Source organism: Amycolatopsis sp. CA-126428, from assembly GCF_002904335.1.
Lineage (GTDB): Bacteria > Actinomycetota > Actinomycetes > Mycobacteriales > Pseudonocardiaceae > Amycolatopsis.
The window spans coordinates 38,898-52,711 of the sequence record NZ_PPHF01000064.1 but is presented as its reverse complement, the minus strand read 5'-3'; the positions used below and the strand labels follow the sequence as shown (position 1 = coordinate 52,711).

Annotated in this window: 8 protein-coding genes; 4 read left to right on the top strand and 4 right to left on the bottom strand. The window is 67.5% G+C overall.

Annotated features, from left to right (window positions below; genetic code table 11):
* Window positions 1–222: 222 nt before the first annotated feature.
* Entirely contained in the window at window positions 223–963 is a 741-nt protein-coding gene (locus C2L58_RS16770) for a GAF and ANTAR domain-containing protein (protein ID WP_103338511.1), read from the top strand.
* A gap of 163 nt (window positions 964–1,126) precedes the next feature.
* Window positions 1,127–1,456: an STAS domain-containing protein gene (locus tag C2L58_RS16765; protein ID WP_103338518.1), complete on the top strand. Its 330-nt coding sequence runs from the start codon at window positions 1,127–1,129 to the stop codon at window positions 1,454–1,456.
* Window positions 1,457–1,699: 243 nt separating this feature from the next.
* On the opposite strand, the gene C2L58_RS16760 is transcribed toward C2L58_RS16765, so the two are convergent.
* Window positions 1,700–4,504 (bottom strand): glycoside hydrolase family 2 TIM barrel-domain containing protein, encoded by a 2,805-nt coding sequence (locus tag C2L58_RS16760; protein ID WP_233225765.1) that lies wholly within the window; start codon window positions 4,502–4,504, stop codon window positions 1,700–1,702.
* Window positions 4,505–4,799: 295 nt separating this feature from the next.
* Between C2L58_RS16760 and C2L58_RS16755 the strand changes: the two genes are divergently transcribed.
* Together C2L58_RS16755 and C2L58_RS16750 are read left to right on the top strand one after the other, a co-directional pair.
* On the top strand, window positions 4,800–5,855 hold the full coding sequence (locus C2L58_RS16755) for a glycoside hydrolase family 5 protein (protein WP_103338510.1): 1,056 nt from the start codon (window positions 4,800–4,802) through the stop codon (window positions 5,853–5,855).
* 118 nt (window positions 5,856–5,973) lie between these two features.
* Entirely contained in the window at window positions 5,974–6,993 is a 1,020-nt protein-coding gene (locus C2L58_RS16750; RefSeq protein ID WP_103338509.1) for a LacI family DNA-binding transcriptional regulator, read from the top strand.
* Window positions 6,994–7,030: 37 nt separating this feature from the next.
* Here the strand turns inward: C2L58_RS16750 and C2L58_RS16745 are convergent, their stop codons facing one another.
* From C2L58_RS16745 to C2L58_RS16735, 3 genes are all read right to left on the bottom strand, one after another.
* Window positions 7,031–8,266: an SGNH/GDSL hydrolase family protein gene (locus C2L58_RS16745; RefSeq protein WP_103338516.1), complete on the bottom strand. Its 1,236-nt coding sequence runs from the start codon at window positions 8,264–8,266 to the stop codon at window positions 7,031–7,033.
* Between the two features lie 163 nt (window positions 8,267–8,429).
* Complete coding sequence (locus C2L58_RS16740; RefSeq protein ID WP_103338508.1) at window positions 8,430–10,838, bottom strand: glycosyl hydrolase family 95 catalytic domain-containing protein; 2,409 nt, start codon at window positions 10,836–10,838, stop codon at window positions 8,430–8,432.
* Window positions 10,828–13,635: a hypothetical protein gene (locus C2L58_RS16735; protein ID WP_103338507.1), complete on the bottom strand. Its 2,808-nt coding sequence runs from the start codon at window positions 13,633–13,635 to the stop codon at window positions 10,828–10,830. The genes C2L58_RS16740 and C2L58_RS16735 overlap by 11 nt, the downstream gene beginning before the upstream one ends.
* Window positions 13,636–13,814 lie beyond the last annotated feature (179 nt).

The following is a 13,814-nucleotide window of genomic DNA, read 5'->3' as shown; positions in this document are numbered from 1 at the left end:
CTATCTACACGACCGCGTCAGCGGCCTGAGAAACCGTCAGCCCCGGTGTCAACCGAAGTCTGGGCAGACCCTCCCGCCAAGCTCTGGGGGCGTCTGGCTGGCCCTGCACAACCCCCACGACAGTCCTGAGCCTGTCTGGCGAGCCGGCCTCCCTCGCGACACCTCAGCCTGCCGTGCTGGGTAGTGTTCGTGGGGCAGTCGCTGAGGTGGAAGAGGGCGCAGATGGGCGAGCAGCTGCTGGATGAGCAAGACGCCGTGCAGCGGGTCGACGAGGTCACCAGCGCCCTCGAACAGCTCACCGGCACCATGGAGCAAGCAGAAGAACTGGCCGTCCTCTTGCAGCGGGTGTGCCGGCAGGCCATCCACGCCATCCCGGAGGCCGGCATGGCCAGCGTCACGCTCCTGCGCGACGACACTCCCTACACCGCGACCTCCACCGCGGACGCTGCCCGGGGCATCGACCAAGCCCAGTACGACGCCGGTGAGGGCCCGGGTCTCGAAGCCGCCCGGAGCGGGCACGTCCAGCGGGTCAACGTGACCGAAGTCGCCCAGCGGTGGCCCGAGTTCACCGCGGCGGCCGACGCAGTCACCGTGGGCAGCTGCCTGTCCGCACCCCTGTTCATCGACCAGCGCTACCAAGGGTCGCTGAACCTCTACGGCACCGGCAACGAAGGGTTCGGCACCCTCGACGCCGCCCTGCTCGAGCTTTACACCACCGCCGCTGAAGCCGGTCTACGCAGCGCACACCGCTTCCAGGCGGCGCAGGCGACTATCGACCAGCTGAAGACCGCCCTGGACTCGCGCGCGGTGATCGACCAGGCCAAAGGCATCCTCATGGCCCTGCACCGAATCAGCGCCGACAAGGCGTTCGACCTGCTGGTTGAACGGTCGCAGCAGCAGAACGTCAAACTGCGCAACGTCGCCGAACGGTTCGTCACCAACCTCGTCGACAACGAAAGCTGACAACTTCATACCCAGTTGAGCTGGTTGATCTCGCCGGTGCGGGTAGTCCGGGTGGTAACGCGCGGCGAATCCACAGCGAGGAATAGTCGAGCAGCGGATGTACCTGGGATGCCCGCGCGGCGGGATGTCTCCGATCGAGCCGCTCGGAGAGGGGAACGGGTCGATGAGCGCCACCACCGAACCACATGACAGCAGCACCGGACTCGAGCTCACCGCCGACGTGATCACGGTGAAAGCGTCCAGCGTCCTCGACGCCGGCAGCGTCGCCCAACTCAGCACGGCCGCCTCAATCGCGTCCCCCGGCGCTGCCCTCGTGGTCGACCTGACGGCTGTCAGCCAGCTGAGCCTCGAAGCCGCGGCCGCGCTGATGACCTTGACCCGTCGCTGCCAGGGCGACGGCCGCACCGTGCGGATCTTGACCTCCGCGGCCGCACGCCGGAGGTTTGCCCGGCTCGGCCTGGACGTCGTCCTCCCCCTCCATCCACCCGCTTGACCACGCTGTGGGGCAGCTGAGGTGGCGCAGACCACCCGACACCGCGACCAGCCGGGGTCTGCTCCGTGGAAGCCTCGCTCTCGACGGTGCCTCCCCTCGCCCATGAGGCCGACCAGTTGGTCTGCTGCTGTCACTCGGCACCTGCCCAGGCCGGAAGATCGGCTTCGGCGTCGCGAGGCCACGCCGCGCCACACCCGCGGTGCCCTTAGTCGCCGGTTTCCTCGATCACCACGCCGGATCCGCTCAATCGCTGAATCGGAAATACAGAGTGCGGCGATAGTCACCGACGGCAACAGCGGACTGACTCTCCGGGCCCAGCTGAGCAGCGGTGTGGAACTTGTTGCCGGAGGCCGGGATCGCGTCCAAGAAGGAAATACCGCCGGCGGGATACGGAACGGTGGCACTCATGGGGTTGACACCGACCGCGGGGGTGAAAAGACGCAGGAAAAGGCCCTCCTCCTCGGCGACCATGGTGATTGTCGCCTGGGTGGTCCTCAGCGCTGCCCAGTAGGTGTTGGCGTGGTACCCCTTGAACTCCGGGTACTGCCAGCCGCGAGCGCCGGTGGCCGTGTCGTTGTAAGCCTTGGTCCAGACGCCGGGGTTCACGCCGCGCATGCGGTTGCGGTAGACGCGGTAGGGACCGTCGCCCAGCCAGGTCAGACCACGGACGTTCGCCTCGGGGAAGTCGAAGTTCACCCCGACGAAGTCGTGCGGGCCGGTGCGGTGGTAGTGGTAGCCGAGCTGGAGCCAGCCACTCGCGTCCAGGCGCCAGCGCACCGACCTGAGGTCGCCGGTGTAGCTGGCCTCCACGACGTAGCCGGTGCCGTCGCGGAACCGGGTGAGCCCGACGAACGTGGCACTCCCCGCGGCAAGCGCAGGCCCGTTGCGCAACGGCACTGTCCGGCCGGCCAGCATCACACTGGATAGCAGGCCGCTGTTCTTGCTGATCGTGACCCGGGTGGAACCGGCGGTCATGGTGACGTCGGTGCCCGACTCGGTACTGGTGACCCGCCCGTAGCCCGGCACCACCAGCTTGCTCGCGTGGTCCGCGGCCTTCTTGATGGGCCAGGTCCGGTCGAGGATCTCGCGGCCGCTCGGATCTGTGGCGCTCAATCGCAGCGCGTCCGCCTCGGCCCAATCGCCGGGCAGTGCGAGCCGCAGGGTTCCGGTGGCGCCTGGAGCGGCGTCGGGGCCGGCCAGCGTGCCCGACGCGCGGACCTTCGAGGCCGGCGATGCGCTTCCCGGCGCAGCGAAGATCAGAAGTTGCCAGGTGAACCGACACCGGTTGAGACTGGTGAAGTCGTAACGGTTGACGACTTCGACCGTTCGGTCGAAGTCTGCCGGGAAGGTGGTGGCGTAGTACTCGGGTACGGCGAGCTGCACCGGTGACCAAATGTCCTTGATCGTGAAGAAGCTGGCTTCCTTTTCCCGAAATGGGCCGAGGATGCCGTCGGGCGCGGCGTTGCCCGCCGTATCGATGACTCCGCCTAGGTCATCCCGGACGACGCCCTCGTCGACGAACGCCCACAAGAACCCTCCCGCCGAACGCGGCGCTGTGCCCAGCAATTTCCAGTAGTCGTTCAGCCCGGCCCCCCCACCACCGTCGTAGAGACCGTGCAGGAACTCGGTCGGCATGAAGATGGCCGATCCCGCCAAGATCGATCGGGTGCTGTCATAGGTCTCGTAGTGATCGGTGTTGATGCCGCCGAAGTTCGCCCACGGGTGCAGCACTGTTCGGCGCTGCGGGTCGAACCGAGCGAAATCGTCGTCCAGCGCGGTGTTCCAGCCGCCTTCGTTGCCGTTGTCCCAGAACAGGATCGACGGGTGGTTCACGTCGCGGGTGACCATCGACGCCAGCAACGGCGCGCCGGGCACCTCGTCGTAGGCCTTTTGCCAGCCGGCGAGCTCGTCCAGGACGTAAAGGCCCAGCTCGTCGCAGAGGTCGAGGAAGAACGTGTCCGGCGGATAGTGCGACATCCGCACGGCGTTCATGTTCATCTCCTTCATCAGGAGGATGTCGGCCCGGGCGAGGCGCGGGCTCGACGCGCGGCCCGTGGTGGGCCAGATCGTGTGCCGATTCGCACCCTTCAGAATGATCTTCCGGCCGTTGAGGTAAACCCCGTCGCCGATGCGCACCTCGATGGTGCGAAACCCGAACCGTTCGGAGACTCCGTGCAACGCGCTACCGGAACCGTCGACGAGGCGAAAGACGACCCGGTAGAGGTTCGGGGTCTCCGCGGTCCACAGGTGCGGCTCGGGCACGGCGGTGCGCAAGGTGACGACGGAGGCACCCGCCGCGGCCGAGACCGAAAATTCCGGGCTCGCCTGCGTGCCGTCGAGCTTTTCGAGTCGGCCGACGACACGTCCGGCGGCGGTGATCCCGGCGAGGTGGACATCGGCGGTGAAGGAACCGTCCGCCCGGGCATCGACGGCGATCCGCTCGATGTGGGCCGCGGGCAACGCTTGCAGGAAGACCGGCCGGAAGATGCCGCTGAAGTTCCAGAAGTCCCCTCGCCGCTCGGCGTTGTTGATCGATTCGTCGGCCGACTCCCGGCTGACGGTCGCCTCGAGCAGGTTGGCCCGGCCGAACAGCAGCAGCGACGTGACGTCGTACCGGAAGCGGTAGAAGCCGCCTTGGTGCCGCGAGCCCACCGAGCTGCCGTTGATCCGCACTTCGGTGTCGGTCATGGCACCTTCGAAGACCAGAAAGACCTGCCGGCCGCGCCACTCCGCCGGCGGCGTGAAGCGGTAACGGTAGAGCCCGCGCTCCTCCGGCTCCAGGTTCCAGCCGTAGTTGTAGGTGCCGTATCCTTGACATTCCCAGTTCGACGGGGTCGGGATGGTGCCCCAGACACCGCTGCGGCGCCCGCGCGTGCACTGGAACTCCCAGTCGACCGTGTGATCGGCGTCTATGCCGGTCAGGTACATGGTCTCCGTCGCCGGGGTGAGCCGTGCCGCGGCCGCCGGCGGCCCGCTGATTCCGCCCATCGCCGAAAGGCCCGCCAAGCCGACGCCCGCGCTCAGGAACTCGCGACGATTAGTCCTCATAATTCCTCCACAATGGACGGATGGGACCGGTACGCCATGAGCCAGTGCGATCTTAGAGGCTGTCGACGTTGACTTAACTGGTTCAGTGTGTCTGACTGAACACCGAACGCAAGGTGCACAGCAACGCTAAGCCGAGCCAGTGGCGCCGTCAAGGTGTTGTTACGAAGGACCTTCTGTCGCTTCAAGTAGGGACGCGCGCGTCACGCGGCAACCTGTCGCGCGCACATGCTCGGCTGTACTCGCCTACGTTCACTTATCCGGTTAAGTACATCGGACCGACAAGGAGGTCGGGTCCATGAGCAAGGTCAAAACAAGAGTCGGCGCGATCGTGGTCACCCTGCTCACGCTGTTGTCCGCGGTCGCCGGGACGGCCGGAGGACAGACGGGTTCGACCGAGGCGCTGAGCCGCCTGCGAGGCGTCAACCGGTCCGGCACCGAGTTCATGTGCGTGCAGAACCGCGGGATCTTCGACGGGCCGTCCGATGCGGCTTCGGTGACTGCCATCCAGAGCTGGCACACGAACGTGGTGAGGGTGCCGCTCAACGAGGACTGCTGGCTCGGCCTCAACGGAGTCAACAGCGCCTACAGCGGCGAGAACTACCGCTCGGCGATCGCAAACTACGTCTCCTTGCTGCGCAGCAAGGGGCAAAGCGTGATACTCGAGCTCCACTGGAGCGACGGCGTCTACACCGGGGGCGGATCCAGCTGTTCGACCTACGCGGCGAACTGCCAGAAGCCGATGCCGAACAGCACGCACACGCCCGATTTCTGGAGGTCGGTCGCCGCCCGGTTCAAGTCGGCTTCGGGCGTAATCTTCGACTTGTTCAACGAGCCGTTCCCCAACTCGGTCGTCAGTGACTACACCCAGGCGTGGAAGTGCTGGCGTGACGGCGGTTCGGCCTGCCCCGGCTTCTCGTACCCGGTGGCCGGCATGGCCTCGTTGGTCCAGGCCGTCCGCTCGACCGGGGCCGGTAACTTCGTCATGGTCGGGGGCCTCAGCTACGCGAACGATCTCTCCCAGTGGCTCACCTACCGGCCGGCCGACTCGATGGGCAACCTCGGCGCCTCCTGGCATTCCTACAACTTCAACTACTGCGTGACGGCCGCCTGCTGGAACGCCCAAATCGCGCCCGTCGCGGCCAAGGTGCCGCTGGTGGTCGGCGAACTCGGGGAAAACGACTGCGGTCACGGCTACATCGACACCCTCATCAACTGGCTCGACAGCCGGTCCATCAGCTACCTGGCGTGGACCTGGAACACTTGGGACTGCCGGTCGGGCCCCGCCCTGATCACCAGCTACAACGGCACACCCACCGCCTACGGTGCCGGCTTCCGCGCCCATCTCGGCTGAGCGCAGCCGGCTCGGCGCACGGCGTCCGGTCTCCGTACCGGCCGCCGTGCGCCGAGGTCGTGAACGATGGAGCGTTAGCTACGATGACTGCCGAACCGGTTCAGCGCGCGGAGGTGCGATGAAGCGCCCGACGATCACCGACATCGCCAAGGAAGCCGGCGTGTCCAAGGGCGCCGTGTCTTACGCGCTCAATGGGCGGCCGGGGGTCTCCCACGCGACCAGGATGCGGATACTCGCCATCGCCGAACAACTGGGCTGGGGGCCCAGCAGGGCGGCGCGGGCCTTGTCCGACGGCAAGGCGGGCGCCATCGGCATGGTGATCGACCGGCCGGCGGACGTCCTCGGCGTCGAACCGTTCTTCATGCGCCTCATCGCGGGCATCCAGAACGAGCTCGGCCCCGGACCGACTTCACTGCTGCTCCACGTCGCTCCGGACCACGACACCGAATCGGGGATGTACCGGCGCTGGCACGCGGAACACCGTGTCGACGGAGTGCTGCTCGTCGACCTGCGGGTCGACGACGAACGGCTCGACGTCATCACCGGCATCGGAATGCCGGCGGTGGTCCTCGGTGGCCCTCTCGGCCGCACCGGCCTGCCTTCCGCTTGGACCGACGACGCCGGAGCGGTCAACGACGTCCTCGACTACCTGGCGGCGCTGGGGCACCGCCGCGTGGTGCGCGTCGCCGGTCCCCCGGAATTCCTCCACACCCGGGTCCGGAGCGAGGCATTCGCCGCGGCGGGGCGGCGCCTCGGACTCGTCGACGCGCGCACTGTCCACACCGACTACACCGACGTAAGCGGGGCCAACGCCGCACGTCGTGTCCTAGTGTCCGCCCAGCCTCCCACCGCGTTGATCTTTGACAACGACGTCATGGCGGTTGCCGCGCTCGGCGTCGCCCAGGAACTCGGCCTCTCGGTCCCCGGCGACGTGTCTCTCGTCGCGTGGGACGACTCGGTGCTGTGCCGGCTGGTGCGGCCGGCCTTGACGGCCGTGCGCCGCCCGGTCGGGGACTACGGGGTGCTGGCGGTGTCCATGCTGCAGCGGCTGATCGCCGGCGAAGAGGTGAAGGACGCCAGCACAACGGCGCCGATCCTCGTCACCCGGGCCAGCACCGGAGCCGTCGGCAGGCTTTGAGGCCTGCCTGGGTGCCGGAAGACGGCGGCTGCGCCGCTCAGCGCCGGACGGGGGCGAGCAGCATCTTCAGATCGACGGCGTCGGCCATCGCCCGGGTGCCGGCGTCGTTGGGGTGGAGGTGGTCACCGCTGTCGTAAGCCGGATTCAGCGTGCCGGAGTCGACTTTGGACGCCGTCGCCGCGGCGAAGTCCAGCACGCCGTCGAACGCTCCACCGGTCCGGATCCACGCGTTGACGTCCAGCCACGTTTGCCGCTGCTCCGGCGTGTCCATGAAGGAACCGCCCATCGGCGTCAGCGTCGCGCCGTAGATCCGCACCCCGTGCGCGTGCGCGGAGCGGACCACCTGCCGATAACCGGCGATGATGTCCGGTGCGACGGCGTTGTAGCCGATGTCGTTGATCCCTTCGAGCAGGATCATGCCGCGCACGCCGGTTTGCTCGAAGACGTCCCGGTCCAGCCTGTTCACCCCGGCGACACCGTAGTAAGGCTGCCCAGGGCGGTCGGCGAGAAGCCGGTTGCCGCCCAGCCCCGCGTTGACCACCGACAGCGTCGGGCCGCGCACGGCGTCGAGCCGCCGGCTGAGGAAGTCCGGCCATCGGTGGTTGGCGTTGCCGGTCGTGTTCGCGGTGTCCGTGATCGAGTCGCCGAAGGCGACTACGCTGCCCTCGACTCGCCGCGACGCAGTGACGTCAACGCCGTCGACGAGCATCCAGCACGGCGTATCCGCAAAGCCGGCACCGGAGGCGAGTGACGCGCGGTCCCCGGCGGCAAGGTAGTTGCCTTGCGCCGTGAACGGGTGGTTGGTCACCGGACCGGTCGGCCCCGGCACGTGAACGGTCACGAGCAGGGTGGACAACGGAGCCACATTCAGCGGCACCGGGTCACTGAGTTCCCGCGCCCCCGGCGCCAGGATGACCGACCGGCGGCCGCCGAAGGTGAGTTCACGCACGGTGCCGGGAACGGCGGCGGCCCCGTCGCCCTGGCGGGCGACCGTCACGTGGCCGATCCGCAGCGATCGCGCGCCGAAGCTGTTGGTCACCCGAACCCGGACGTGATCCCCACCGGTACTGACGAAGAGAACGTTGCGCACCGTCTGATCGGTGAGGCCGTCACCCGCGGGGCAGGTGGAGCCGGGCACGGCGGAACCGGCAACCTGAGCGGTTGCCCAGGCAGCCACCCAGCCTCGGTTCGGCCGGCTCTGCTGCGTCACCGCGGTCGCGGCGCTCGGAGCGAGCAGCAGGGCTGCGGAAACCGGCAGCACCACCATCGCCATCGTCCACAGTCGCTGGAATCCGGTCACCTGGAAACTGGTCACAGCGATGACGGTGGCACTTAACCAGTTAAGATTCAATCCCCCGCGGTACAAGCAGATCCTGACGGAGGCGAAGTACTTCTACTCAACCGGTTGAGTACCTGTCGTCTGAAGTCGGTCTTCACTACCCATCGGGCATTGGTTCGTCGTAGCGTTCCGGACAGAACCGCACGTGGGCCGTAGCTCCGTCCTCGAGGTGCAGCCACCATGTCCGGCCGTCACCTTCGAGCGGGGATCCCGGCTCCGGCCGAGCCGGCCAGGGCAGGTCCAGCCGGACCGGGCTGCCGCGGCGTGCGGCCCGTGCCCTGAGCGGCGCGTGAACGATGATCTCGACTTCGTGGGGCGTCCAGCGCAGCTCGGGCACGGTAAGGCCGCCTCGGCACGAGAGACCTCGAATCGACCCCCGTCGCCACGCGCCGGGCAGCGCCGGGAGCACCCGGAGACAACCTGGGGACGATTGCAACAGCATCGCGCTGACCAGTGCGGGAAGGCCCCCACAGGCGTCCACGTTGAAGAGCTCGCCGGCGTCGTGAGTGGAAACCATGTTCGGCGCCCAGTAGTCACGGGAAAGCCGCCGCGCGTAGTGCAGCGCCGTATCCGCGTCGCCGAGAGCGGCCGCGGCGAGACCCAGCTGGACCAGGCCGAAGGCCATCTCCCGGTTCCCCGGCGCCGACTCGGCCGGGGCTGCGCGCCACTCCGTCCGCCGGGCAATGGAGACCGCGGCCGCGGTGCGCAACCGGGGATCGGCGATGAAGTCCGGATCCGTTTCGTAGAAAAGGGGGTAAAGGTGAGAGGCGTGCCGATGGGCGTGCTCTTCCGGAAAGGCGGGGTCGATCCATTCCGCGAGGGCGCCGTCGTCACTCACCCGGTAGCGGGGCAGCGTGGCCGCGAGCGCGCGCCATTCGGCTACCCGTTCCGTCGGTACGTCGAGTAGTTCCCCGATCCGAACTGCGATTCGCAACGCGTCCTTCGCGATGGCGACTTCGGCAGTCGAATCCGCGGCTATCGGAGTGGCGGCACCGGCCGGGGTGTTCTCCGGGGAGTACGACGGGATGAAGTGTCGCGTCCCGTCCTCGCCTTGGTCGAGTGCCGTGGCGTAGAAGCGGGCGATTTGTTCCGCGAACGGCAGGGCCCACTCCCGGAGGAAGGTCAGGTCGCCGGTGTGGGAGAAGTAGTCGAAAGCGAGCCGTAGCAGCCAGCCGCCGGTACCGGTCCAGAACAGGTGCGGGTAGGCGCCGCTGAAATGGTTGGCCAGGCCGTGCGTCGTGCAGCGCGCCGGAAGCAGGTAACCCTCCGCGCCGAAGATCCGGCGCGCGTTGACCTCGTAGTCCTGTTTGAATGCCCCGATCAGGCTGAACAGCGGCCGCAGCAGTTCCGGCGTGGTGGCCGCGAGTGCAGCGACCGCACCGTTCTGGACGTTGCCGTTGAGCGTGTAGTCACTGGACCAAGCAGGCGCCCAGGTGCCCTGCCAGACTCCTTGCAGCGTGGGCGGGAGGTCGCCGGAGGAGCAGATGATCGCATACCGCCCGGCATCGAAGGTGCGCTTGATCAGGGCATTGTCCGGCCCGCTGGCCAGCAGATCCTCGCTCGTGTGGCTTTGATCGTCTTCCCGCAGGGTGAGGCCGACCCGGTCGTAGAGTTCTTGGTGCACGGTCCGATGGCGTTCGAGGAGTTTCGCGGTGTCCCACGACAACTCGCTCAAGGCTTCGCGGGCCGCGGCAGTGGCGGATGGCCGTGCGCTGTAGGGGTGTATGCGGACAAGCGCGACGACGTGGCGGGCCTCGGTGATCCGCACTTGGACGGAGTCGCTCGCCATCGCCGGTGCAGGGACGACGACGCCGTCGTGGCTCTGCAGTGCAACCAGCGTCAGCACTCCGTTCACCAGACCCGGCCGTGGCCGCTCCGCGTCGAGCCGTAGTGCCAGCACCTCATCGGTCGCTTCGCCGGAGACCCGGACCGAACTTCGGTGGTCACGGGCACGGGCGGTGGACGCATCTCGGCCGGCGCCCAGTGACAGCGTTCCGTCGAGTGTGCCCCCGTCCGACGAGAGGTCGAAGACCACGACATCGTCCGCCCGGGACGCGAATACTTTGATCCGGTAGCGGATTCCGGCCTCGGTGATCCACGACACCGAGGCGACGCCGGTGCAGAAGTCGACATCGCGCCGGTAGTCGCCGCCGGTCGGCGAGTCAGGCTGCCAGCCGAGAACACCCGCCGGGACCAGCGGGTCGGTCCAGATCATCTTGTCGGGATAGCCTTCGAGCCGGGCTGCGCCGGTGACGTCTTCGCCGACGAATTTGGGGTTCCCCTTGCGAATGGCGGCGCGGTAGCCGGCCAGGCGGCCGGCGACATCCGGTGGTGGGAGTGGCTCGTCGACCGGGAGGAAGAACCGTTCGTGCGTGAGAGAGATTCTGTGGAGCACCGGCGTTCCGTGCAGGATGGCGCCGTGCGTGCCGTTTCCGGTGACCAGACCCCCGTCCCACGCCTCCGACATGATCCGGCTGACGAAACCGGATCGGTTCTCAACGGTCATGACGCCCCACGACACGAACCTCGATGGCGTATCCGGCCGGTACAGTCGCGCTGACCGTGGACGTGGGGCGGTCGACGACGCTCGGCAGGGAAAACCACCTCGTGCCGTTCTTGTACTCGATCCGGATGTCCTGCCCGTGTAGCGACCTAGGCCGCGGGAGGGTGAGCGTGATCGGGGCCGACGCGGAGTACGTCACCGTCTCGCCGGTTCGGTCGAGCCCGGCCGACACCGCCGCACCCGCGCTGATCCGGTAGTCCCCGAGCCGCAAATCGCGGCCGCTGCCCAGGTAGAGCGACCGAAAGCCACGGCAAGTCCAGGTCGCTACCCCGAACAAGCCGGTGAAGTCGATCAGTGGACTCGGCGCGTGCGGGACGTCGTCGGTGGCCGACAGGACGTGATCGACGCGGCCGGTGAGGTCCGCCGACGCGCCTTCGCTCGACACTACGATGCCGGCGAAGGTTCCCGAGGAGCCCAGGTCCCGAATCGACCGGATCGAGCGGTTGCCTCCCGTCGTCGGCTCGAACACCGACACGAAAGGTGCGCTCGCCGCGTTCGCCCCGGTCTGCCGCACGATCAGTGTCGGGGTCGGCTGGGGCGACATGTTGACTCCGTGAGGCACCACTGACGGCAGTACGGTGGTCGGCAGACCGTCGGCCTGGTAGATGGTGCGGCCCGGCTGGCCGAGCATCCACATTTCCATGCCGATCTCGGGACTGCCGTCGGTGGCATCGATCTTCCAGCGGGCGCTGATGTCACCGGTGTAAGGCACACTGCGCACGTTGCTGAAGAACTTGTACGCGGCGTCAGCGGTACCCAGGTCGGTGGCAGCAGCGAGCGGTAGGGCGCCTCCGGCCGAGTCGGACAGCGTCAAGCTGTTGCCGAGGTTGTGGTGGATGTAGTCGTTGGACGCCTGGTCGGAACGGAACACATCCACGTAGTAGCCGGTCGTGGCCGACGTGCGCACGATCGCGACCTGGCGACGCTTCTCCGCCGCGGTCATGTCGGCGAACTGGTGATTCGCGGAGATCTCGGCGGCATTGGTGAACGCATCCGGCGCGGTCGGCGGTTCGACCGCGTTCACCTGGATCGGGCCGGACGTGTACCCGGGGACGATGGTGTTCGCTCCGGCCGGGCCCTTGCTGTAGGGGTAGTCGGCGCTCCAGTAGGACTCGTAGGACTTCGTGTTCGGCGACAGGGCCCAGCCCTGACCGTAGAGCTGCAGCGCCAGCCCGTTGGGGTTGAGGTGATCGGTCGAAGCGACACCACCGTAGAGCGTGGCCATCAGGCCGGTCGCGACGTCGTTGCGGTTCTTCAGGGTGAGGTGGCGGTGGTGCGCGGAGTACGCCGTCCGGACGTTGCTCGTCGTGGTCGTGCCCGAGGGCAGATCCACGGCGTCGATGAGGTCTACGAACGACAGGGTGTTGCGCGTGTATTGCCCGGCCGCGATGGCATTGCGCAGTACCTCGACCGCGTTTGCCAGCCCTTCCGTGTCGCCCACCTGTGTGTAGTAAGCCGCCAGACGCTCGAACGCGACGTATCCGGGTGAACCGCCACGCCCGTCGCCGAAGACGACCATGTTGCCGCGGGGATCGAGCCACGGGCCGATGGCCAGTGCGGCCCGCCGCATGATGTCGTTGCCGCCGATGGTGTCCACCCCGGCCCGCCTGACCGGGAGGGCGAGGTCCACGAGCACGCTGATCGTGCCGAACGAGTACATGGGCGACTCGTGCCACAAGCCCGTGACCGGGTCGTACTCCTTGAGGAGATCGGGCAGCGCTTGGTGGTACTGGGTGCTCGTGGTCGTGTAACCCTGCAGGTAGTACTCCGAGCCCTTGCCGTCGGGCTGAGCGGCGTTCGGCTCCAGTGCGAGGATGGCCGTCAGGATGCAGCTCCAGCCGTTGACGTTCCAGTTGCCCGTGGCGCCGCCACGAACCAGCCCGATCTCGATGAACCGCTTGAAGACAACGGTCGACAACTCGATGACGGACTTGCCGATTGACACCGCGTGCGGGTCGGGGTGCGCGACCAGGTAGTCGAAAAGGAAGTCGTAGACCACGGCGGCTTGGCCACCCATCGGGTCGTGGATGACCTCGTAGTCGTAGTAGCCCCCGATCCCGCCCGGCGCGTAGCCACCCGGTCCCCCGAGCGAGCTAGCGGGGTCGAGCATCGGATTCATGTAGTAGGTGCCCAGCAGCCACTGCCAGTAGATGTCGGCGCCCAGCTTCGCGTACTTCTCGTCGCCCGTGACCCAGTGGAGAAAGCCTGCCTGCTGCGCGAGCGACAAGATCTCCTGGTTGTTCAAACGGTGCATGTGCCCGGTCTGCGCGTAAGGAACCACCTGCCCCTGGTTGTTCCGCTGAGAACCGTCGGCGCTGTAGGGCAGCCGGGTCTCGAGCGGACCGAGGACGTTGCTGTTCCAGCCCCGTGTGGCGTCCGGTCGCACGGTCGGGACCGGTGCGTTCCCGGTGCCGCGATCGAAGTTTTGCTTGGCCACGTAGATCTGGGTGTAACGGGCACCGTCGGTCCAGAACATGGACATGCGCGACAAGATCCAAGCGGGGTCGGCGGTGTGCCTGTCGGCCAAGGGGTCGATCCGGGCCTTGATCGCCGCGAGCGAGGCCTTGGCCCAGTCGGATCCGCCGAGCTTCGCCAGCAGCGCGTCCTTGTCTGCGGCGTCGATGTACAGGCGGGGGTGCACCGGCGTGGGTGAGGAGGCCAGGGCCGAGGTGGGCAACAGGCCGAGCAATGCCCCGGCCGCGGTCGCTCCGAGGAAGCCCCTGCGGGTCAGCGAACTCATAGGTCTCTCTCCGTTGAGGGACACGGCGACCGATAGCAAGCGCTTTCTGTCGCGGACGTGAAGGGCTGGACTTGGGCATGGTCGAAGGTTTGCCCGAGAGTGTCACCTGCCACAACTTGCCAAGTCAAGCCCTTCGGCGGGGCTCAACCCCGCCGAGCGATGCTTCACGGCAGGATAGC

Bases quoted from the DNA above. Each gene is read 5' to 3' on its own strand.
- C2L58_RS16770 (WP_103338511.1), top strand. From the start codon at position 223: ATGGGCGAGCAGCTGCTGGATGAGCAAGACGCCGTGCAGCGGGTCGAC.
- C2L58_RS16765 (WP_103338518.1), top strand. From the start codon at position 1,127: ATGAGCGCCACCACCGAACCACATGACAGCAGCACCGGACTCGAGCTC.
- C2L58_RS16760 (WP_233225765.1), bottom strand. From the start codon at position 4,504: ATGAGGACTAATCGTCGCGAGTTCCTGAGCGCGGGCGTCGGCTTGGCG.
- C2L58_RS16755 (WP_103338510.1), top strand. From the start codon at position 4,800: ATGAGCAAGGTCAAAACAAGAGTCGGCGCGATCGTGGTCACCCTGCTC.
- C2L58_RS16750 (WP_103338509.1), top strand. From the start codon at position 5,974: ATGAAGCGCCCGACGATCACCGACATCGCCAAGGAAGCCGGCGTGTCC.
- C2L58_RS16745 (WP_103338516.1), bottom strand. From the start codon at position 8,266: ATGGCGATGGTGGTGCTGCCGGTTTCCGCAGCCCTGCTGCTCGCTCCG.
- C2L58_RS16740 (WP_103338508.1), bottom strand. From the start codon at position 10,838: ATGACCGTTGAGAACCGATCCGGTTTCGTCAGCCGGATCATGTCGGAG.
- C2L58_RS16735 (WP_103338507.1), bottom strand. From the start codon at position 13,635: ATGAGTTCGCTGACCCGCAGGGGCTTCCTCGGAGCGACCGCGGCCGGG.